Genomic DNA, 21420 nt, shown 5'->3' on the forward strand with positions numbered 1-21420 from the left:
AATGACAATCTCTAGTGATGTATGTTTAAAAGAAAATGAAAAGTTATTTATTGACGCGTTTCTTCTATATATATAAAAGATGAACCTAGACTCAAAAAGTCAAACCCAACTGCCGAAACTCTTACAATTTTTAGTAGTATCCATGCGATCTAACGACATCTGATATCCACCATTACTCCCATAATTCAATAGTTTATTAACTCTTGAAATAGTAGCTGAAGCGGCACCAGTTTCTGCCTCGATTCCTTCATATGTAAAGCCATCCCGAAGCATTCTGGCAACTTCTAGTCTTTGGGTAAAAGCTTTTATTTCATTCATTGTGCACAAATCATCAAAAAAAGCCCTACACTCTTCATGGATACAAACATGAATCACCACACCATATCCTACGATTTACATCGCTTGAACTTAAAAGTACAAGATGCTGTATTAAACTTTTCCGAATCTATTTTCGGCACTTTTGTACCTCTTGGCGTTGGAACATTTGTAGTTTTCTCCACGAGAGGTTCCATCATAGAAACCGGGCAACAAATTGGAGATCTTTTGGAAAAATTAGCTCTAATTTCAGAATTACCATCGAACGTTGGAATCGGCTATGGAGAAACTGCATTGGCTGCAGAGGAAAACGCACGACTTGCTTTGAATCATGCACAAAATTACGATTCTTTTTGTGCATTCCTTGTTGATGATAGAGGGATTATTGAAGGTCCTCTTAAAGAACAAGAAAGCATTTCTTTTGGCTATCGAACGGAGAATAAGGAAATCAGTGAAAAACTTAAACAGTGTGGCGTCACGATTACAACACTTAACAAGATTTTGTCTGTACAAAAAAGAACGGGGAACCACTCTATAACAGCATCAATTCTTGCAGAATGGTTAAAAATGACACCCCGGAACGCACGGCGAATACTTAATGGTTTAGTCGAGCAAGAGATTGCCGAAATAATTGGTGAAGAAGCACCGACAGCTAAAGGAAGACCTAGAAAGATATATCGAGTTAATGGTGAATTGGAGACTAAAACGGAATTGTCCGATTAAAAACCCAGGGCACTCAATTTCTAAGTGTGGAATTCTCACATCTCACCTTTTAAGTTAGATTAGGAGCAGAATGCTCCTTTTTTTGTTCAAATGGTAATCGGTAGTTTTATGTGTTGCATGTTTTCATGTTAACCTCATCGGGGTAACTCCATTTAAAATTTTCTATACATTTTCACATTTAAATTCCTTTACTTTACTATTTGGAGACAAGAGAATTCTATACTGCTTTTAGCCTCAGTCCGTTGCACCACTACACTTCTTGAACCTACCCTGCCGTTAGTCAGGAATAATCTCCAAATGGAACCACACCTCTCAACTAACCAGCTAAACAGGCTGACACTTCTCTTATACAGTACTTAATTGGTCATGGCAAATAGCCCTCCAAAACTCTTTTGGAAGGTTGTTTCCCTGTAACACAAAACCGCTATTTGGCCAAATCCAGGAACGATTTTTCTCATTTTCTTAACGCTATATGAGGAGTTTCTTGTTACGGAAGCGAGCGACTCTTTTTCATACGCTCCTGGTAATTTTCAACGATTAACTAAATTGATTTACAAAGATAATCACGGCTGATTTTTTTCCAATAATCGATTGGATCACTTATATTCTTCTTCAATAATTTATTCTCCCGTTTCTTTCCCTAAAAATAAATGGATAGTCATTCTACCTTAACTTTAATTTGATCAATGGCATTATACCCATAACCTTTTTTATTCCAAAAAGGAAAATTCGGTTGAATTTGACCAAATGAATCTGTTGCTCTGGATTTAATCGTATACTCACCTTTTTCTAATATAGTCCATTCATATGACCAACTAACCCATCCATAACCAATATTCTGACGACGTAATATATCGGCGTTTCTCCATGTATAGCCACCATCAAGACTAATTTCCATCTTTGTAATTACTCCTTTTCCTGTCCATGCAATTCCTTTTATTAAATGCTTACCAGTATTTATAATTTCCATATCCAGCGGTTTTTGGATAGTCGAATTGATATTTATTGTAGTAACTGGAAATGCACCTTTATCATTGTCTTGATTTGGATAATACACATAATCAATTGTTTGAAACGGCCCATTGAATGTAGAATCAATAACACTTATCTGCTTTATCCACTTAACTGATGCCATTGCATACCACTGCGGAACTATTAACCTCAGTGGATAACCATGTTTAAAAGGAATTGGCTGGTTATTATATTCATATGCAATAATGGTATCTGGATGCAATGCTTTCTCGATAGGTAAACTCCTGGTGTAGGTGTAAACCTCATCTAGATCAGTCCTATTTCCATAATCATAACCCTCCACGACAACTTCTTTTGCCCCTTCCCCTATTCCAGATAATTCAAGTAATGTCCGTAATGGTACACCTTTCCACCTACCTTGGCTAATAGCTCCCTTTCCCCATTGTTCCCCAAATATTTTAGGTTCGAAGAGATTACGCTTGTTTCCCGAGCATTCAAGGACAACTTCCACTGTTTTTGATGGGTATTGAAGAATGTCTTGCATGGACAGTAGTAAAGGAGCGGATACTAACCCATTTATAGGGAGCCAATAGTTCGAATAGGAAAGAGTCGGATAAGAAAAGTGGTTCCTTCTATAAAATAATTGGTTTTCCATGCTATCATTATTGATGAAATGAATCGGTGTCTCCTGATTTTCCGGCTGCAAACTACGTGTCAATAAATAGGGTTTCACTTTATGTGGATTTGTCATAATTCCCCCCTAATTAATATGAATCATTATAGATGTATACGTTCGGTACAGCCTAATTAATTAGGTTATTGAATTTTAACTTCAAATACTGGCGAGCTTTATGCCGGCTAAAAATAGCCGCTTCTCGAGAAAGTTATTGTAAGTATATTTTTTATTTGAAACAATTATAATTGGACTAACTGGCTATTCAGGACAGAACAACAGTGATGAGAGGCTGCCTATCATATTTTAAGAAGGAGTGTTTCTAATGGATAGTACTATACAAACTTCTTTTGAAAATTTACATTCTCAAGATAAGGACTTACAATACGAAGCCTACAATCATATCCTTGCTTCTACCAAAGAAGAGGTGGACTGGGCTTATGATGTATGGGACCAATTGAAGGAGGATTTGACTCATTCTGATAACCACCGAAGATCAAGGGCGGCACAATTTCTTAGCAGTTTGGCGAAAAGTGATCCTGAGAAAAGAATGCTAAAGGATTTCCCATTGGTTTGGGAAGTGACAAAAGATAAAAAATTCGTCACCGCAAGACATAGCCTACAATCTATATGGAAAATAGGTCTAGCTGGCACTGAGCAAAAAGAAATGGTAATAAGAAGTCTTGTTGATCGGTATTTAAATTGCGTTCATGAAAAAAACTACACGTTAATTCGTTTTGATATTATTCAAGGACTTAGGAACTTGTTTAATGAAATAAAAGATGAAGAAATAAAGCAAATCGCACTGAATTTAGTTGAAAAAGAAGAGGATGCAAAATATCAAAAGAAGTATGCAACTGTATGGAAAAATACGTAGAGAACGCCAACGTTGTGTCATTATAAAAAGGAGAATACATATCGGACGTTTATAATATGTATTCTCTTCTTGTTAACAAAGCCCCATTCCGTGGAATGCTTAATCCTTTAGGATATTAAACCAATTGCATTTTTTAGAACTTTCGGAGCCTTTTTAATTCCTTCCGTTCCTACAAAACTGCTCGCGCTCGCTATTAATATGCTGGAAGAAATGAATTTGACTACATAAAAAATTCCAGATCCAATAATTAGATCTAGGATTAGAAACCTTTTAATTGTTGAGCCTTTTATTATATAAAAAACGATTTGGTTGTTTTTCTTCCTAATCAGCATTGTCACACCCTTATCTTTTTATAAAGGGTATGACAAAGAGGGGTTGTCATATTCTTCGTTATCATGCCTTTCCTATTTAATGTAACTGCTTTCCGTCAACTGGAACTGAATGAGTTTCAAGAGGTAACCCTCTTCTTCTAAAACATATAGAATCACTTAAATTTTTCCGAAATTATGTTTTTAGCTGAATGCATATGAGGAACCTTCCTACCCTTGTATGATAGCCTCAAGTCACATTATTTCCCAAAGTAAAGAGCACCCAATGAATGGATGCTCCAAGGAAAGGGGGTCTAACCCTTAATGGTGTTAGCAATTGTTTCTGTTTTTACTGCAATCAAAACATCATTTTTTATCCTCTTTTTTCTTGCTGCCATTTTTATCTTTACTCTTACAACATTTTTTATCCTCTTTATTACTGCATTTCTCTAGTTTAAAACTATATTCCAATTTAAAACCGCATTTTTCTTCTTTAGACTTATTGTCTTTCTTACTATTATTTTTATCTTTATTACTATAATATTTATCTTTCTTACTATTATTTTTTTCCTCTTTTTCTTTTCCCATGTAATTCACCTCCATATCATGCTGTGCTTCATATTATGGTAATTATTAAATTTCGCTTGTGCTTGTCCCCATAATAATTAAATTACACATTTTAAAGAACCCAGACAATGAGTGCCTTTCGATGATTTATAAAAACATCCAGAAGGTTTTAGGCACACACTTATTAAATGCATATTTCTAATAACATAAAAAAACGCCTGCCCCATGGATAGACGGTTACGTTATATTCTAGGAATGATGTTATATTACTATTGTAAAAAAATACTTTATTTATGCCAACTGCCATTCATCTCCCCCCTTTCAGTTGGGGTCTACGCTTGAAGAGGGGTGGAAAAGATTTAGCCCTTTTTTCGCCTAATGATTTCACTGTTTTTACGCAACAGCTTATGGACCATGCTTTTAACTATCATTGGTTCTATTTATATTGTCATTTTTGCCCCTTATCATTCGAGGAAACTAAAATTATCGATGTCCGTATTACTGATATAGCCGAAATTTTCATGAACATTATGCTTATCCATTATTTTATAAAGGCTTATTATTAAAAAGCACACTTTAGGTGCTTTCAGACTGAAGATATAGAGAGAACCTGTTTATTTTCAATTTTTTCTTTTAATAAGTTTCAGTTGATTTCGGAAATCCACTCCCTTTCCGCCGAATGTCTGCCAAGCGTCTGTGGGGTATCGGCTAGCCAGTTGTTCGGCAGGAGTGTCGCAAATTTCTTCAATCTAGTGAGGGTTTCATTCGTATAATCCAATATAAGAACATGAATGATAATCATTTTTTCTTAAAAATCCTGGTTCTGGGTGGGAGCATTCCGAACCTCCTTTTGCCGTCAACCTGAAAGCACCCTTTAGGTGTTTTTTTAATTTTCCCACTTCCCCTAACAGCTCCATTTGATATCACGATTCATCCCTATTATCAATTAAAAGAGAATCAGAAATGAAAAAATTTTGCCTATTAACAGCTTCTTAGTACTAATCTCTTTTTCTCCTAATAAACTTTATAAACTAACTATTTAGGAGGGGTGCAATGTTTAATCAAAAACTGGATAGTAATAGTCCACTTATTTGTAAAATTAATGACATCACTTACCAAAAATACAAACTATATAAGAAGTCATATGAGGGGGAAGTATTCGTCATAAAAGATTACGGTGATAACCGCGGTGTTACCAATAAAAGTATTGCGTTATTCGAAGCAGTTAAAGATCATTTTGATCGTTTTAAAATTGCAAAAATTGTTAAAGAAATTAATAAAGATAATAATTTGCTTGATAGCGATCTCATCCTTATAGACAAAAAAGGAAATGAGCTACACCTATCAGGTTGTAGTTGCGGGTATGCTGGCACTGGTTCGCATGGAACTATTGAAATTTTGAATAAGGCTGGATTCGAGATAGATAGAAGGTTTGTATTTTGTTCAAAAGGATTCACTCTTTTTCATCCAATTGAAGAAAAAGAACTTTATGGCGAACGTTTATAAATTATCTACACTCACTACCTCAACTCATGCAGTTTTGCAGATGGAAGCCGGTAAAGAGGACACAGTAGTATGCTAATTACAAGAGAAAAGTGTAATGGTTATTCAAATACATGGATTATGCAAGATAGAATATGGAAATCTATGAAATGGATCAGCCAGTTGGCTCCCTTTCATTAAATAATAAATAAAAAAAGCCTTGGTAACTGAGAAATCAGTAATACCAAGGCTTTAAAGCTATTAATACATTGACATTAATTGAAAATCGGGATATATCTCCGAAAACAGCAATATATCGACGAAAGACGAAAATCGAGGTATATCTGTCCCTATTCCTTACAAAACCTGTTATTCCTCAAGCATGCCCTTCACTCGCTTTACTTTGTCTTCCATCCTGCGTTCTTTATCACGACGGTCATCGATTCGGATATTCGTACAGACTCTAGCAAGACCTTTTTCAAAAGGTACTTCGTGCATCGCTTGGATCACTTCAAACAATTTAGGCAGGTCGCCTTCAATGATTGTATTCATGGGTGTCAGTTGAAAACGGATTTCTCCCTTATCTTCATATTGCTTTAATACTCTTTGAATATCTGCCACATAGCTGCTAACACTTGGAGTTTGTGTACCGACAGGAATAACTGTTACATCAACAATTGCCATTTTTATTCACCAATCCTTTTTATGTATTAATCAAGAAGCTTACTTACATCCATCCTATATAGACGGATGTTTTTTACTATTATAACTCAAACTTCGCACCTGGGAAATTTGATATAGCTTTGGAGCGTGGAATTCGAAAATCAAAGCACTTCTACTGGCAAGGAAATTACTGTAGAATCGGGCAAATAAAAAAGGAATCATTGATTTTTAACACTTGTCCTGCTGACTAGGTCATTAGCTGCTTTTTTTATACATCCCTTATATGTGTACGAGTAGAACTAGATGCATTCCAGTTATAGTCGTATTAAAGCATGAATGCATCTTCCATTCAGGTTGGTCTAGTAACATCAGCAGGCAAAATAGGAAGCAACATTTCAAACCCAATAAAAACTAAAAAGTTGCTTATAAATAAAAAAAGAAATGATTTATTAAAGATTCTTTGATTTTTCATATAATTATTCCTCGCTTCTAAATTATTTTCTAAGTTAGAAGCGTTTGGAACACCGAAACGTTTTTCAATTGTCTAAGGTTTTTAGTCAATTGACTCACCCTCTTTAAACCCTTTAAAAAATTTATCAAACAATCTTATCAAAACCTCCCCTTATAAACAAGCTCTTTTTTTAAGGGAGGGACAAGTTAAAATCATTTAAGGAAATATACATTATTCTAAATAACTATTGTGGTTACATTTCATTGAAGTACGTTGTGACGGGAAAAACCCGACATTTCTAAATGAGTAAAAAGTTATTTGGAGTATGATTTTTTCTACTGCCAATTAAAGCAATACAGTGAGCCAATCGCTCTACCCCTGGTTTAATTTGAATCTCGTTCACTTGAGAGATACTTAATCGAATGAGGTTTTCCTTTTTATATTCAGCTAAAAACATTCTAGAGGCATCATCAACATATATATGCTGCTCGTTTAGCATATGAACCACCTGTTTTGCTTTCACATTCTCAGGCAAACTGATGGATAGGTAGAATCCTGAGGTCGGTTTAGAAAAAGAAGTATTAGCCGGCAGCAATAATTCACATGCTTCTTGAAGGATTTGCATTTTAGTACGATATACCTCTTTAACTTTTTTGAGATGGCTATTAAACATACCGCTTTTTAAATAGATTTCTAGCGCACCTTGAGAAAGTGCTGAACTATTAAAATCCGAACTAAATTTATAGCGTAAAAAATTGTTTATCATTAATGCAGGAAGAACGACAGTACCAATCCTTAACCCTGGGAGAAAAATTTTTGAAAGGCTTTTAATATAAATCACTCTCCCAGAAGAATCAAAAGAAAATAAAGGATCTGATTTTGGATTTGGATCAAGGTCTCCTAAAATATCATCCTCCACTATATATACATCGTATTTTCCAGCTAACTCAACGATTTTTTTCTTTTCGCTATTGGTGTAACAATGTCCAAGTGGATTGTGAAATCTCGGGATAATATAGAAAAATTTTATATCATTATTTCGAAAGATGTATTCCAGACGCTCAAGATCAATCCCTTCCATTGATAATTCAATTCCAAAAGTAGTAGCTTGATGCAGATTGATGGACTCAATGATTCCGAAATAAGTGGGCTGTTCAATTAGAATATTGTTTTTTCCATTTGGAAATGGCATAGAAACTAATAAATTAAGGGCTTGCTGCGAACCAGAAACAACCACTAATCTCTCCGGTTGAGTGAACACCTGTAAATTTTGCAAATATTTCACCAACTGTACTCGCAGTGAGTAAAGCCCTTGTTGATCTGAGTATGTAAAAAGCTCTTCTTTATAATGGTCGATTGCTTGATTCATACAATGTTGAAATTCCACATAAGGCATAACATTTTTATCTGGACCGGCAGACAAAAAATCAATCACCTCATTTTCTACCGTCTCTTTTTGATATTCATTCACAACATAGTAGCCGCTTTTAGGAACAGAATAAATTAAATGCTCTTTTTCAAGTTCTACGTATGCTTTAATGACCGTATTTTTGCTACATGAAAAATACTCGGATAACTGACGAACCGAAGGAAGCTTACTGCCTGCAATTAGCGAACCATCTTCAAGTCGAAGCTTAATGTCTTCCATTATTTTTATATATTTTGAGTTCAATATATTGCCCCCTCTTCATCTGTACCAGGACAGATAGGTAAAAAAATGGTTTATTTTTATTAAATGTACTCATAGTATGTTAATTATACCAAAACTGTTTTTAAGATAAGTAAAAAATGGTACAGATGTGGTACAAAGTATAAAGATTGGAGTTGGAAGAGATGCAGGGAGTAACCAGGGAGAAATTAGGATTATTGTTGGGATTAGTGGGCGTCATTTGTTTTAGCTTAACGCTCCCCGCTACAAGTATTGCTGTAGAGTATTTTGGGACTACGGTCGTCGGTTTAGGAAGAACGGTTGTTGCTGCTATTTTAGTAGCTGTGGTATTGATCGTTCGAAAGGAAAAACTGCCTTCTCCAAGCCAATTCAAAAGTCTACTTATTGTTGCTTTTGGTGCAGTTTTAGGATTTCCGCTCCTCACTTCCTGGGCAATGGAATCCTTGCCTGTTTCTCATGGAGCTGTGGAAGTAGCTCTGTTGCCGTTAGCGACAGCTGGATTTGCTATGTTTAGAGCGGGGGAAATCCCTTCAATCAAATTCTGGGCTTCAAGTATAATCGGCTCTTTAGCTGTCATTATGTATGCACTCCATCTTGGGTTCGGTCAATTGCAATTTGCCGATTTAGCTTTACTAACGGCAGTGATCATACTGGGACTTAGTTACGCAGAAGGGGGGAAATTAGCGAAAGAATTAGGCAGCTGGCAAGTGATTGCTTGGGCAATAATGATCGGTGCTCCATTTTTCATTATTCCAGTTGGACTAAACCTCACGACTGAAATGCTTCATGCCCCATTACAAGCTTGGATCAGTTTCATTTATCTCGCAGTCGTTAGTCAATTTCTAGCATATGTTGCTTGGTATAGCGGAATGGCTATGGGCGGGATAGCAAGAGTTAGCCAGATTCAATACTTACAACCATTTTTGATGATTCTATTTGCAACAGTATTTCTTGATGAATCCATCACAATTTTCACTCTTATAATAGCAGTGATTGTTGTCTTTTCTGTTATATTAGGCAAGAATGCTCCTGTATCAAAAAACGGAGCTGTATCAGGAAAAACCTAACTGCATGTTCACAATTGAGATTTCTGTATAATTAATGATAAATTATATTTCTGCACAATTTATCAGTAAAAACCCAAGACTTGCCTTCGACATTATGAAGAACTTAGTTTTGCGACCCTTTTTTCTTAAACATAAAGGATGTCTTACGGGACTCATTTACCGTTAATATTGAACATGAACATTTGAAGCGAAAGCAGAGATATGTAAAAATCATCCATTCCAAAGACAAAAGTTAATTGTTTAACAACTGGAAAAAATTCCAAATTCTGAATGGGTAACAGATTTCATTATTAATGAAATCAAACCTAAAAATTAAAGTGAATGCTACTGCACGAACGGGAGTGTTGATCAAAAAAGGATTAACACTTTTTCCTTCTCATTGAGTGGTGCGTTGAAATTCTATTTAGTAATTCTATATTTTTTTAAGGATCTTCTGGCTCTTTAATATTTCCAATTTATTGTAGGCGCAGTGATATTTCCACCTCTTTATTTGTAAATCATGCCTTTTTCAATTCATCTAACATCATCACGCCATCTTTAATTTTTCTAGTTTATCTTTTCCCATAGTTCTATGTAGAATTGCTACTTCAACAAACCTTCCCCGATCGTGTCATTAAAAAGGCTGTCTTAAAGACAGCTCTGATATTAAGCTATTCCCCGTTTCCAATTGGGTGACCCCGGATTTGCGGAGTCCCATGAGTACAATTTATTTCTTATTGGAAAATATTATTATCTGGATTTCGCATTTTAATATTGGTCATAGGCGACTCCGCAGGAGCAACGATTTTTCCCGAATAACAAGTGATAAGATGCGGGGAATTCCTGATTGACTCGTTGAACTTCATGTGCAAATTCCTTACTATCCTTCGGTACTGGCGAAAGTGCATCCGCTTTTTCTTGAGAATCAATATTAGCCCCAGGCGGTACAAACCTATCAGGTGGTATTCGAACGCCATTTGTTACTACTGCATTATAAGAAATAAATGCGCCTTTCCCTACAATTGCGGTATAAACAATGGCATTAAAGCCAACAAATACTTTGTCTGCAATATAACAAGGACCATGGACAAGGGCACCATGAGCGATGGTCACTTCATTTCCAATGAATATTGAATACCTTTTTGTTCCAACTGCAATTTTTTTAGTTAATAAACCATGTAAAATTACTCCATCCTGTATATTTGAATTGGAACCTATATAAAAAGGAGTTCCTTCATCCGCACGTATACTTACATTTGGCGCTACATAGACATTGTCACTAATGGTAACATCACCTATGACACTGGAAAACTGACTTATAAATGCTGTTTCATTAATTTTAGGAAAGCGTTGAACAGGATTAAATGAAGTAATAGGGTTTGGACTTATGAATGGATCAAAACAGTGAGAATGGTTGTTTGATCCTTGTTTTTCTCCCAAGTAATTACCTCCTTCTCAATTTATTGGCTTAAAATTATTTTATGCAATAAGATTGGGTGAGGAATGGGCTTTCATTAAAACAGTAATAATATCTGGTACCCATCCATTTCAATACAGCAGACAGATTTAGTGTATTTAAGCAAAGATGAAGATTTTCAGATGCTGCTGCAGAAGAAACCAAAGTGTGAACGGATATTCAAAATACATGGATTATGCCCAATTAAATATGAGATTTAAAAAAAGCCGTGGCAACTGAGAAACTCAGTAACACCAAGGCTTTACAGCTATTAATACATTGACATATATTGTTCGCGTTTCCGTTCTATTTTATAGTCTCTTTTATTGCATCCTAAAACTGTTACTTTAATTACACTCCTTAACAATCCTTTCAATATTAAATAATAATGCATGTTAGGAGTTAAGAGATTCAGACTGTAGACAAACTCTATGAAAGAACATTGATTTCCTCTATAGGTACTCGCTTTCCGCGGGCGGTCCGGGAGCCTCCTCGGCGCCTTTGCTCCTGCGGGGTCTCCCCTGGACTCGCTTTTCCTGCAGGAGTCTCACACACCTGTTCCAATCAACTTTTTTAAACTTTTGGTAGAACCCTTTTGTCTACAAACTGAAGAGATTATCCGATTCTATTGGCTTAACCTTATATCTCAAAACAGTTTTTAATTTTGCAGGTTCGACTTTTCTAAAATCTGAAAGATATATTTCTCTGTGTTGTAATGAAGCTCTTTCTAGATTATTATTTTTTATGAATTCATTCATTAATTTAAAACTTTGAGGTTCATCATCATAAGGACCTACATGAAGGATTTGGACAGATAATCCATCATGAAATGTACCGAACTTTATATCATTTAGGAATGGATGTGGTTTCTTTTTGCCTACATGTTCAAATGCTCTCTCCACTACTTCTTTTGGACAAAATCTGGTTGTCTAATCATGATCGTATATAATAATTCATCTTTATTTAAGTTTCTTTTTTTCTTCCCTCTTCTGTTAAATCCCATATTCCTTCCAATGGATATACGGTATATTCAAAATATCCATCTGGAGTGTATCCTTGCTTCGGCATCATTCTGACCGCATAAGCCAATGAATACAGAACACCTATCTTTTCAGCGAATTCGTGCTCATTGGGATTTCCTTTCCCCTTTATCGAAAAGAATTTCTGTTCTGGAATTGTCACGATTATTTCCCCGCCAAGAAAGGGTGGTACATATTTGTACCACCCTTCTACTTCTCGTTCCACAATCGTGCCCTTTAATTTTATTGAACAAGAAAAGCTTCAATCTTATATACCAATTAATTCCATTTCATCATAAAGTTACTGCTGCATTATCTGAATAAGGTTGCCGCATGTATCGTCGAAGACAGCTATTGTGACTTCGCCCATTTTTGTCGGCTCCATAGTAAACTTCACGTCGTTTTCCAATAATCGTTCGTACTCTTTACGAATATCTGCAACGCCAAACATTGTTGCTGGGATGCCTTCGGAAAATATCGTCCTTTGATACTCCTTTGCGGCAGGATGCTCATTCGGTTCAAGTAAAAGCTCGGTACCGTCATGATCATCGGGAGAAACAAGCGTAATCCACCTGAATTTCCCCATGGGAACGTCATGCTTTTTTTCAAATCCCAGCTTTTCTGAATAAAATTCCAGTGCCTTGTCTTGGTCTTGTACGAATATACTGGTAACAATGATTTTCATAATGTTTTGCCCCCTTTGATATTTGCGACGTATGGTGATCTGCTAACAATCTGGCTGCAAGCAAAACAACCTACATTCGTCAGAAGTGCTGTTCCGAAAAGATTACTCTATCCATCCTTTCAACAAGTTTTTAAGTGGTTCGTTGTTGAACATAAGTACTCGATATTTTCCCTTTCGTTTTGATTTTACGAGCCCTGCATCTTCCAATGCAGAAAGATGTTTAGCTATCGCCTGTCTCGAAATGGAAAGGTCGTGCTTCATAATGAGACGTACCGTAAGTTCATACAACGTCAGCTCGTTGCGTTCGGAAAGTTCGTCTAATATAAGTCGCCGAGTCGAATCGCCTAGTGCTTTGAATATAGCGTCTTTGTCCCAATTCATATATCGATTATAAGCAACTCCACGGTTGCTTGTCAATCATAAGCAACTGTATGGTTGCGTGACAAAGGAACCGTATCATGCAACCTTAACAAGTTAAATCTACATATTAGTAGTTTGAACCATTATAGAAATTTAAATTGTTTTTCAACAAAAAAGTAACACACTAGTTAAAATTATTAGCACCTTGTATGTTTTTTTTAATACGTTTCTTATTCAACTCCAGTTAGTCTAATTCCATACAATTTAAGATATCCATCTCATATGAAGAGTTACTCCATTGTAGTGTTTTTAAATCAATTACAATCATTTAACATAGAAAAAAATCCCTGATTTCGATCAAAAAGCAGGGATTTTTGGCATTTTAATGGACTTAGAGAACACAAAAATGATTATTCGATAAGAATTTCAATATAACATCCTTTATACTGTAAGGTATTCAGCAATTACAATATTTCGATATACCCCTCTGTCCCATGCACTCGAATTCGTTGCCCATCTTTTATCAGTTCGGTCGCATGTTCCACCCCAACAACTGCTGGTAAGCCATATTCACGTGCGATAACTGCTCCATGGGTCATCAGCCCACCAACTTCGGTGACTAAGCCTTTTATGGAAACAAACAATGGTGTCCAGCTAGGGTCAGTAAAGGAAGTGACTAATATATCTCCATCTTCTAGATTAGCTTCTTCCATGTTTAAGATGACACGTGCTCTTCCCTCAATAACACCGGAAGAAACAGGCAGACCTACAATAGCTTCGGCTGGGAGATTTTCTCGTTTGTACTCACCTACAATGATTTCACCATCAGACGTGATAACACGCGGTGGAGTTAGTTTTTCATATAATTTGTACTCGTCTTTTCGTTTGCTGATGATCTGGTAATCCAGTTTGTTTGTGCGTACTACTTCGCCAAGTTCTTCAAAAGTGAGATAGTATATATCTTCTTTTTCATGAATGACGCCTATTTGTACGAGTTGGTCGGCTTCTTTCAGTAAAGCCTGCTTATAAACAAAGTAGCGATTAACCATGCCGTATTTTGGATATTCCCGATAACCGATGAAATTCCGGATTAGGTCGATCATTCGTTTTGTTTCTTTGGCTTTTTGTTCACCATCCGGTAATTGCTTCAATCGATCTAATAACACTTGTTCTTTTATCAAAGCTTCCTGTCGCCCTTGCTCAAATTTCCGATTGCTAGCATTAGGCTCAAAGTTTTTGATGTTACCCAGAATCAACGGGACAAGTGTAATTGGTTTTTCACTCCAACGAGTTCTAGTAATATCGATTTCTCCGGCACATCGCATGCCGTATTTGCCGAGATAAGCATAGATCGCGTCTTGGGTTTCCTGTCCACCATCAAACTTAACCAGTTCATCCAAAAAGTTATCATCTTTTACACGTTGTAAATAATCAATGACTTCCGGATAAGGACGAATCACATCTGCGACATCCAATAGCGCCAGACCCATTTCCGAAGTAATATTGTTTGGTACAGATTGAGAAAGCGTATCTGCTGCGTTTTTTTCACCTAACCACTCGTTCATGTTTTCATTGATCCATGATGAAGCATCTATAGCAGCCATAAACACAGCTGAACTTTGTGGGTCAAATAAAATCTTCTTTAATATCTGGATATCTTCCAGAATAAAATCAAATAAATCCGATCCTAATTTCGTTTGGATGTTTTGTTTTAACTCTTCTATCGATGTTTGACTGTTCTTAATCAAATCAGAAACGATTGTCGGGTCGTTTTCGATTTGTGCCCTAGAATCCGCAGACGACACACTTTTATTGCTTTTACCGGAACTCTGTTCTTGCTTATCATTTGGTAAAGATTTTATGAAATCTCCTCGCTCTATTATGGTAATGAGTGCGTCTTTCATGAGCGGATCATGTTGTCCCATTGCATCTAATAACATTTTTCTGCTGTCAAGTGAAGCCAGCATATGTGTGACATCAACAAACAGCCTTCCACCAGCTTTACGCATAGGTGCAGGAGTCGTTAACAGGAAAAAAGACAATCCCAATGGTTTCATGGGGTCGGTCATCATTTGTTGATGACCAACAGATACATAGACGTGATTTTCTTGATCATTCGCTTCAGGGATGGGGTATAAAGTAGTGATTGGACGACTCTGGACGATATAAAATGTATCATCAACTAAACACCATTCTATATCTTGTGGGCAAACAAAATAAGCTTCGATCTTTCTTCCGATGCGTGCCAATTGTAAAATCTGTTGATCAGTAAGTGTTTGTGTCTTTTGCTGATCCGGATCGATCTGTTGTTTCACTGTTCCGCCTTCTTTTCGTCCATAGATAGCCAATTTCTTGGTTGCTATCATCTTATCGACGATTTCCTCTTCCTGTACTTTATAACAATCGGCAGATACCAAGCCAGAAACCAGTGCTTCTCCAAGTCCAAAACTGGCATCGATTGATAGCAGCTTTCGGTTAGAATTAATCGGATCAGCTGTAAATAAAATCCCTGAAGCTTGTGGGAACACCATCCTTTGAACGATAACGGATAAATACACTTGGCTGTGGTCAAATCCGTTTTGCATTCGATAGATTACCGCACGGTCCGTAAATAGGGAAGCCCAACATTTGCTGATATGCTGCATGATTGCTTCTTTGCCGATGATATTTAAATAGGTATCCTGTTGACCAGCAAAAGAGGCATATGGCAAATCTTCAGCAGTCGCACTGGAACGCACTGCATATGCATGTTCATCACCAAACTGGGAGAGATAGTGAGTAACTGCTTTCACAGCATCGGAAGGAATTTCTACATCCATAATGATTTGTCGAATCTTCCTGCTGATTTCACCAATTTGTTCACGATCTTCTACTTTTAGCATTGTCAGTCGATCCAACAAAGCTTGGTACGTTTCGTTTTGTTCGATGGCTTTTTGATATCCCACTGTTGTAACACAAAATCCTTCTGGTACTTGTATTCCTTCAATTTTTGATAATTCCCCTAAATTTAATCCTTTTCCGCCAACGAGCAATAGCTGTGTTTTTTCCATTTCCTGAAAACCGAGAACCAATGAACCCATTCTATATCCCTCCCACAAATCTCAATAAAGATCTATTGTATTTTAGCAGTAGCAATTTAGAATAAATAGTCTATATTTACCATTTTTTATATGTTATAATTAAATTAGGAAGAGGAAGAGTTCAACTACCCTACAGTAACCAAATGCCCCGGTTCATCCCTTGAAAGCAGTTCATATACCTTTTAGCGCACAAATACCTTGTATTAATTTTTTAAATAATGTACAAGAACATTTATGGAGATATCTTAAGCTCAGTTAGGGTTGCTCTGTTTTGTACATTGGAGAAATAAACAAAGTTACCAACTCTAGATAATTGTTAAACAATATTTAACCAGAAAACTTGATTTACAGTAAAAAAACACAGATGACCATTTTAGAGATCCTAACTCCTACAATTCCGGAAGGACAATAACTCTCAGCAATACATTAAAATGATTTACAGTTCCTAATTTAATACCAGAATCAAATTAAATTGGCCCTGTCAGAACTGTATCAGTAAGACCATCTCTTTCCCATCCTTCAATGTGTAACAATTTCTCCCGAGTTAGCCATATTTCATATTTCCCTTTCGCCATCACATAGTCACCGCCTCCAAATATAAGCACCCAACAGAACAAATTAACTTAAATATTCATTTAGAAAAGCATTTTCAACCATATCCACATGACTTTCAAAAACCTCCTAATAAAACAGGGGGTTTTTGAGTATGAAATACCGTTTCATAATTTTTTAATTATATGACAATCAAGGTTTTAAAATAGGTTGAATCACTATTTCCTCCTTATCGCTCCACCATGACCTCTTGTATATGTTGGGGCTTTCATGTTCATAAGCTCTTCTAGATCCCTGCGACTAAACGTCTCTGGCTCCTTACAGGTTTCTTCTTCTCATCACGGTTCATTGTTCTCACCCCAATAAAAAAAGCACCCAAATTAATGGATGCCCTCTCCTTTTATTCACTACTCTTGACGTCTTTTATTAAATCATCTTTAAATGAATTTGCATCTCTTTCAAAAACTTTTTCAAACCTTTTTTCATACTCTTCGTAGGTTATCTGACCTTTTTCAATCAGTAATTCCACTATAGCTTTAACCCTTACTCTATTCGACACTAATTCGTTCGTCATATTGGACAATAGTATACCGATTTTCTCATAATCATCATTCATTTTGTCATCCCCTTTCGTTTAACCAATACGACAAAAGGAAACGTTTTCCTGCAAATAATAAGCACCTAAATGTATGAGTGCTCTATTTTAATTAAATTCATAGCGATTATCATATGTTCTTTCTAATTTGCTCAAAACGCAGTATTCCTTTTTTAATGTTTTCAACTGATTCTCCAACTCTGAATTTATGCCGTTTCCCATTTTCTCTATAATTTCTTTTTGGGCTTTTTTATTATCAAACATCTTTTTTAGCACTTTCGCATGTTCATCAAATATATCCACCTTTTCTCCCCCTTAGTTTTCATACTATTTATATTCAACTAAAAGGCAAGCATTCCTAATTGTTTATTCACTCTAAATCTAAACTAGGCACAAGACATTACAATCACTTTATTTGTTGTAGATCATGTATTTCTGTATGCCTAGTTTACAAGGAACATAAAAAACGCCTACCAATTGGATAGACGGTTAGGATATATATTCAACAAAAGAGGGAATACGTAGCACTTCAGCTAACACAACCTTTTAGTTCAAGATCTTTATTGGACTTGACCACCCATCAAAATATCCTTTAACTGGTTTACACTTTTGACAATATGAGTAGGGTTAGAATGACTTAGTTCTTCTAATGAACCATATCCATAAGTTACTCCAATAGAGTTAATTCCAGTGTTATTTGCACCAATAATATCGTGCTTCCTGTCGCCAATCATAATAAAGTCACTAAGTGTATGTTCCTTATACTTTTCTAGTACGTATTGAATTATTTCAGTTTTTGACGCTCTTGTTCCATCAAGGTTACTACCGACAATAAGTTCAAAATATTGATCAATATTAAAGTACTTTAATATTTGTTCAGCAAATACAGTAGGCTTTGAAGTTGCCACAACTAAAGTAAATTGTTGTTCTTTTAACAATTTCAATAGTAATGCAATATTTGAAAATAACTTATTCTCAAACATTCCCTTTTCCTTAAACCTCTCCCTATAGAATTCAATTGCTTTTTGTGTGTTTTTCTCATCAAAATCGTAATATTCAGCAAATGAAACTTGTAGTGGTGGACCAATAAAACATTCAAGTTTATCAATGTCAGGCTCAACAATGTGCATTTTTTTTAATGCATATTGAACCGATTTAGTTATTCCTATTTTAGGGTCAGAAAGTGTTCCGTCTAAATCAAATAAAATTACTTTGTATTTATCCATATTAAACTCCCTCATTATATCGAATAGTCACCCTAATTTTACCACATTAAATACAAATAAGTTCCAACTCTTGTTGAACTATCCTGCCCCGATAGTTCCATAAGAAAAAGCTGCCTCAGAGACAGCTCCGATCTTCAGCTAACGCACCCGTTAGTTCTATAAGAAAAGCGAAACTTCTTCCAGAATCGCGCGCTATTCTTAAATAGGGAAATTTTGGTCATTGGTACAGTGCCAAGAAATTATCATTTTATTTGTGATTAGAACTACCTGCTTATTTACCCTGAAAGCTAAAATTTGATCCGATAACGACAGTAGCATCCAGTTCCTCGTCTCTGATCACTTTCGTAGTCAGCCCAACACTATCAAAGATTTCAAAGGTTTGGGGTGTCTGCATTTCGCTCGTTTCTATCAAAAGATGTCCTCCCGGTGCTAGCCAAAGTAATGCTTCTTCAGCTACTCTTCGCTGAATGTCAAGTCCATCCTCTCCTCCGTCAAGCGCCACCTTCGGTTCATATAGGCGAGCCTCCTGGGGAAGTAGCTTGATTGCCTTGGTGGGAACGTAAGGTACATTTGCAACTAGGATGTTCACATGACCTTTAAGTGAGTCGGGTAAGGCCTTATACAGGTCACCTTCAAAAACGTGACCATCGAAAATCGTTACGTTGCGTTCAGCACATCGTACTGCGACAGGGTCAATGTCAACAGAGTACAACACAACCCGTCCCAAAGCTGCGGCCAGTGCTACACCCACAGCACCTGACCCACAACATAGGTCAACGACGATATCACCAGAACATGACAGGGATTCTGCCTGGCGAACAAGAAACTCCGTACGTTTGCGTGGAACGAAAACGCCCTGATCCACTTCTATCCGCAGACCACAGAAAGCTGTACATCCAACAACGTATTCAAGAGGTAAACCGTTGGCTCGCATTTCTACCATTTTATTGAGTTCCTCTAGAGTCCGTGCCTCTGAGATAATTAACCGGGTCTCATCTTCTGCGAAAACACAACCGGCGCTTCGAAGTCTGTTAATAATATGTTTTTCCGTTTTACAGTCCAAAAGGAAATTAACTTTTTTTTCTATCTATCTCACCACTTTTGATAAGTTTATTTTAATTCTGTATTCGTTAAAAATAGGAAATATACCTTCTTCTACAAAATAGCCCTAAAAAGGAAAATGAGCGCTTATCCTTGTTCCAGGATAGCGCCCGATAGTTGAAGAAGGTTCTAGAAATTTAATATGAAATTACTTTTTGAATCTGATCATTAATATTTCCTTTACTTAATCCTCCGTGGTAACAAACCACTGATTCAATGTCGAGGTCTATGTATTTCTTCAAAGAGAGTTGAGCCGCCTTTATATCCAGTGCGGTTGGGGCATGAATTCCCCCAATTATTCCGTTTACACTGTACATCGAATCCCCGGCAACGAGTGTTTTACTTTGTTTTAAATATAGGCTGATATGGCCAGGAGTATGCCCTGGAGTATGGATGACACGAATGCCGCCGCAATACGGCAATTCTTGACCGTCTTTCAAGGTATCGTCTACTTTACCCTTCGGGGGGTTCTCTAGGTGCCCGTCTTTCAAAAGAGGTAAATCCTGACCGTCTCTCAAAGAAGGTAAATCCCCTTGAATATAAGGCTTATCCAGATTGTGAGCATATACTTTAATATTACTTTCACACTCCTGTAATATCTCAGGAAGACTACCTATATGATCTATATCCTGATGCGTCAAAATCACAACTTTTAGTTTGTCGAACGACACTCCTACCTTATCCATTGCCACACGTAAATCTTTAATTTGTCCAGGGAATCCAGTGTCTATTAAAACAGCCATTTCTTGATCCCATAAAAGCGTTGGATGAATAATATTCCCATGAAATTCAAGATGGAGCATCTCTACTCCCTTAGAAATTTCCATAACTTTGGGCTCCTTTATATTTAGATTTAGGGGTATGGTTACACAAGAAGGTTGAAAGAATAATGCTAATTTTGTACGTGAAATACTATTAGTACGTAGTCTCACTTATTCATTAACACACTAACCTGCAAGTTTATTGAATAACACAAGCATGATATTAACTTCGGCTTCCTTCCCAAAAGTTCCTGCTCTTATCCAATAATCTGGCCCAATTGTTGATCAAAGATTAAACAGTACTCGGAGGGGTGCATGTTGTATCTATTTCCCCTAACTTCCTTATTTAATTCTTGAGTTAATAGGTTTCTTAAAAAAGTTTGAAATTAATAAGATAGCTATCCCCATACAAGTATAAATAAGTGCCAATGATTTATTTGGTATAAGAGAATTGTAATCTAATGGGCCGAACCTTTTTCCAAGACCAAAAACAAAAAATAAGAAACCAATCCAATAAATGATTTTTCCAAATGAATTATGTGTTTTCATAGTTATCACCTCCAGATAAATTCCTGATTTATGGAAATAAGTATACATATACATGATATTTTCTTTAGTTAAATGTTTTATGTCACAGTCCGAAGAAACCGAGAGACTGTACTACACATATCCATAAAGTCACATTGTGAAAGCAAACGTCATTCACTGTGCGATTACACTGTGCTTGTGGAACTATCCTGCCCCTTCGTATTATAAGGTCAGCCAGATATTTCTGGTTGAACAATTTTTATATCGATATATGATAACGGTAGCTGGGGTAGAACGTTCCTGCCCGTGGG

At 36.3% G+C, this 21420-nt stretch carries 21 protein-coding genes and 1 pseudogene; 4 read left to right on the forward strand and 18 right to left on the reverse strand.

What is annotated here, in order from left to right:
- Positions 1-99 precede the first annotated feature (99 nt).
- Positions 100-354, reverse strand: a pseudogene (locus ACIQZD_RS14245) (YerC/YecD family TrpR-related protein); the annotation flags it as partial.
- Between the two features lie 12 nt (positions 355-366).
- On the opposite strand from ACIQZD_RS14245, the gene ACIQZD_RS14250 reads away from it, so the two are divergent.
- Complete coding sequence (locus ACIQZD_RS14250) at positions 367-1038, forward strand: helix-turn-helix domain-containing protein (protein ID WP_402903632.1); 672 nt, start codon at positions 367-369, stop codon at positions 1036-1038.
- A 658-nt stretch (positions 1039-1696) separates the two neighbouring features.
- On the opposite strand, the gene ACIQZD_RS14255 is transcribed toward ACIQZD_RS14250, so the two are convergent.
- Positions 1697-2761, reverse strand: coding sequence for a sulfite oxidase (locus tag ACIQZD_RS14255; protein ID WP_402903635.1), 1065 nt, complete (start codon positions 2759-2761; stop codon positions 1697-1699).
- Positions 2762-3008: 247 nt separating this feature from the next.
- Here ACIQZD_RS14255 and ACIQZD_RS14260 point away from each other — a divergent pair, with 247 nt between their 5' ends.
- Entirely contained in the window at positions 3009-3560 is a 552-nt protein-coding gene (locus ACIQZD_RS14260) for a hypothetical protein (RefSeq protein ID WP_402903638.1), read from the forward strand.
- 674 nt (positions 3561-4234) lie between these two features.
- On the opposite strand, the gene ACIQZD_RS14265 is transcribed toward ACIQZD_RS14260, so the two are convergent.
- Both ACIQZD_RS14265 and ACIQZD_RS14270 read right to left on the reverse strand, forming a co-directional pair.
- Entirely contained in the window at positions 4235-4456 is a 222-nt protein-coding gene (locus tag ACIQZD_RS14265; protein ID WP_402903641.1) for a hypothetical protein, read from the reverse strand.
- 622 nt (positions 4457-5078) lie between these two features.
- Entirely contained in the window at positions 5079-5237 is a 159-nt protein-coding gene (locus tag ACIQZD_RS14270) for a hypothetical protein (RefSeq protein ID WP_402903644.1), read from the reverse strand.
- A 251-nt stretch (positions 5238-5488) separates the two neighbouring features.
- Between ACIQZD_RS14270 and ACIQZD_RS14275 the strand changes: the two genes are divergently transcribed.
- Positions 5489-5941, forward strand: a complete 453-nt coding sequence (locus tag ACIQZD_RS14275) for a hypothetical protein (RefSeq protein WP_402903647.1) — start codon at positions 5489-5491, stop codon at positions 5939-5941.
- A 345-nt stretch (positions 5942-6286) separates the two neighbouring features.
- Here the strand turns inward: ACIQZD_RS14275 and ACIQZD_RS14280 are convergent, their stop codons facing one another.
- Both ACIQZD_RS14280 and ACIQZD_RS14285 read right to left on the reverse strand, forming a co-directional pair.
- Positions 6287-6601, reverse strand: coding sequence for an MTH1187 family thiamine-binding protein (locus ACIQZD_RS14280; RefSeq protein WP_053534483.1), 315 nt, complete (start codon positions 6599-6601; stop codon positions 6287-6289).
- A 728-nt stretch (positions 6602-7329) separates the two neighbouring features.
- The gene (locus ACIQZD_RS14285) at positions 7330-8703 is read right to left on the reverse strand and encodes an aminotransferase-like domain-containing protein (protein WP_402903651.1); all 1374 of its coding nucleotides are present in this window, start codon (positions 8701-8703) and stop codon (positions 7330-7332) included.
- A gap of 161 nt (positions 8704-8864) precedes the next feature.
- Between ACIQZD_RS14285 and ACIQZD_RS14290 the strand changes: the two genes are divergently transcribed.
- Positions 8865-9767: a DMT family transporter gene (locus tag ACIQZD_RS14290; RefSeq protein ID WP_402903654.1), complete on the forward strand. Its 903-nt coding sequence runs from the start codon at positions 8865-8867 to the stop codon at positions 9765-9767.
- A gap of 747 nt (positions 9768-10514) precedes the next feature.
- Here ACIQZD_RS14290 and ACIQZD_RS14295 read toward each other — a convergent pair.
- From ACIQZD_RS14295 to ACIQZD_RS14350, 12 genes are all read right to left on the reverse strand, one after another.
- The gene (locus tag ACIQZD_RS14295) at positions 10515-11186 is read right to left on the reverse strand and encodes an LbetaH domain-containing protein (protein WP_402903656.1); all 672 of its coding nucleotides are present in this window, start codon (positions 11184-11186) and stop codon (positions 10515-10517) included.
- Between the two features lie 615 nt (positions 11187-11801).
- Entirely contained in the window at positions 11802-12104 is a 303-nt protein-coding gene (locus tag ACIQZD_RS14300; RefSeq protein ID WP_402903659.1) for a GyrI-like domain-containing protein, read from the reverse strand.
- 61 nt (positions 12105-12165) lie between these two features.
- Positions 12166-12447 carry a hypothetical protein gene (locus ACIQZD_RS14305; RefSeq protein ID WP_402903662.1) on the reverse strand — a complete coding sequence of 94 codons (282 nt, stop codon included), beginning with the start codon at positions 12445-12447 and terminating at the stop codon, positions 12166-12168.
- 75 nt (positions 12448-12522) lie between these two features.
- Positions 12523-12906, reverse strand: a complete 384-nt coding sequence (locus ACIQZD_RS14310) for a VOC family protein (RefSeq protein WP_402903665.1) — start codon at positions 12904-12906, stop codon at positions 12523-12525.
- 102 nt (positions 12907-13008) lie between these two features.
- A complete protein-coding gene (locus ACIQZD_RS14315) occupies positions 13009-13287 on the reverse strand; it encodes an ArsR/SmtB family transcription factor (protein ID WP_101221498.1) in 279 nt (92 codons plus the stop codon).
- Between the two features lie 443 nt (positions 13288-13730).
- Positions 13731-16346 carry a phosphoenolpyruvate synthase gene (gene ppsA, locus ACIQZD_RS14320; protein ID WP_402903668.1) on the reverse strand — a complete coding sequence of 872 codons (2616 nt, stop codon included), beginning with the start codon at positions 16344-16346 and terminating at the stop codon, positions 13731-13733.
- 952 nt (positions 16347-17298) lie between these two features.
- Positions 17299-17514, reverse strand: a complete 216-nt coding sequence (locus ACIQZD_RS14325) for a hypothetical protein (protein ID WP_402903671.1) — start codon at positions 17512-17514, stop codon at positions 17299-17301.
- A gap of 87 nt (positions 17515-17601) precedes the next feature.
- Complete coding sequence (locus ACIQZD_RS14330) at positions 17602-17796, reverse strand: hypothetical protein (protein WP_402903674.1); 195 nt, start codon at positions 17794-17796, stop codon at positions 17602-17604.
- A 257-nt stretch (positions 17797-18053) separates the two neighbouring features.
- Positions 18054-18719, reverse strand: coding sequence for an HAD family hydrolase (locus ACIQZD_RS14335; RefSeq protein ID WP_402903678.1), 666 nt, complete (start codon positions 18717-18719; stop codon positions 18054-18056).
- Between the two features lie 271 nt (positions 18720-18990).
- Positions 18991-19782, reverse strand: coding sequence for a putative protein N(5)-glutamine methyltransferase (locus tag ACIQZD_RS14340; protein WP_402903683.1), 792 nt, complete (start codon positions 19780-19782; stop codon positions 18991-18993).
- Positions 19783-19957: 175 nt separating this feature from the next.
- Entirely contained in the window at positions 19958-20647 is a 690-nt protein-coding gene (locus ACIQZD_RS14345) for an MBL fold metallo-hydrolase (protein WP_402903688.1), read from the reverse strand.
- Positions 20648-20923: 276 nt separating this feature from the next.
- A complete protein-coding gene (locus ACIQZD_RS14350; RefSeq protein ID WP_402903693.1) occupies positions 20924-21130 on the reverse strand; it encodes a hypothetical protein in 207 nt (68 codons plus the stop codon).
- Positions 21131-21420: the final 290 nt, after the last annotated feature.

This window comes from Peribacillus sp. NPDC096447 (genome assembly GCF_044762725.1).
Classification (GTDB): Bacteria; Bacillota; Bacilli; order Bacillales; family DSM-1321; genus Peribacillus.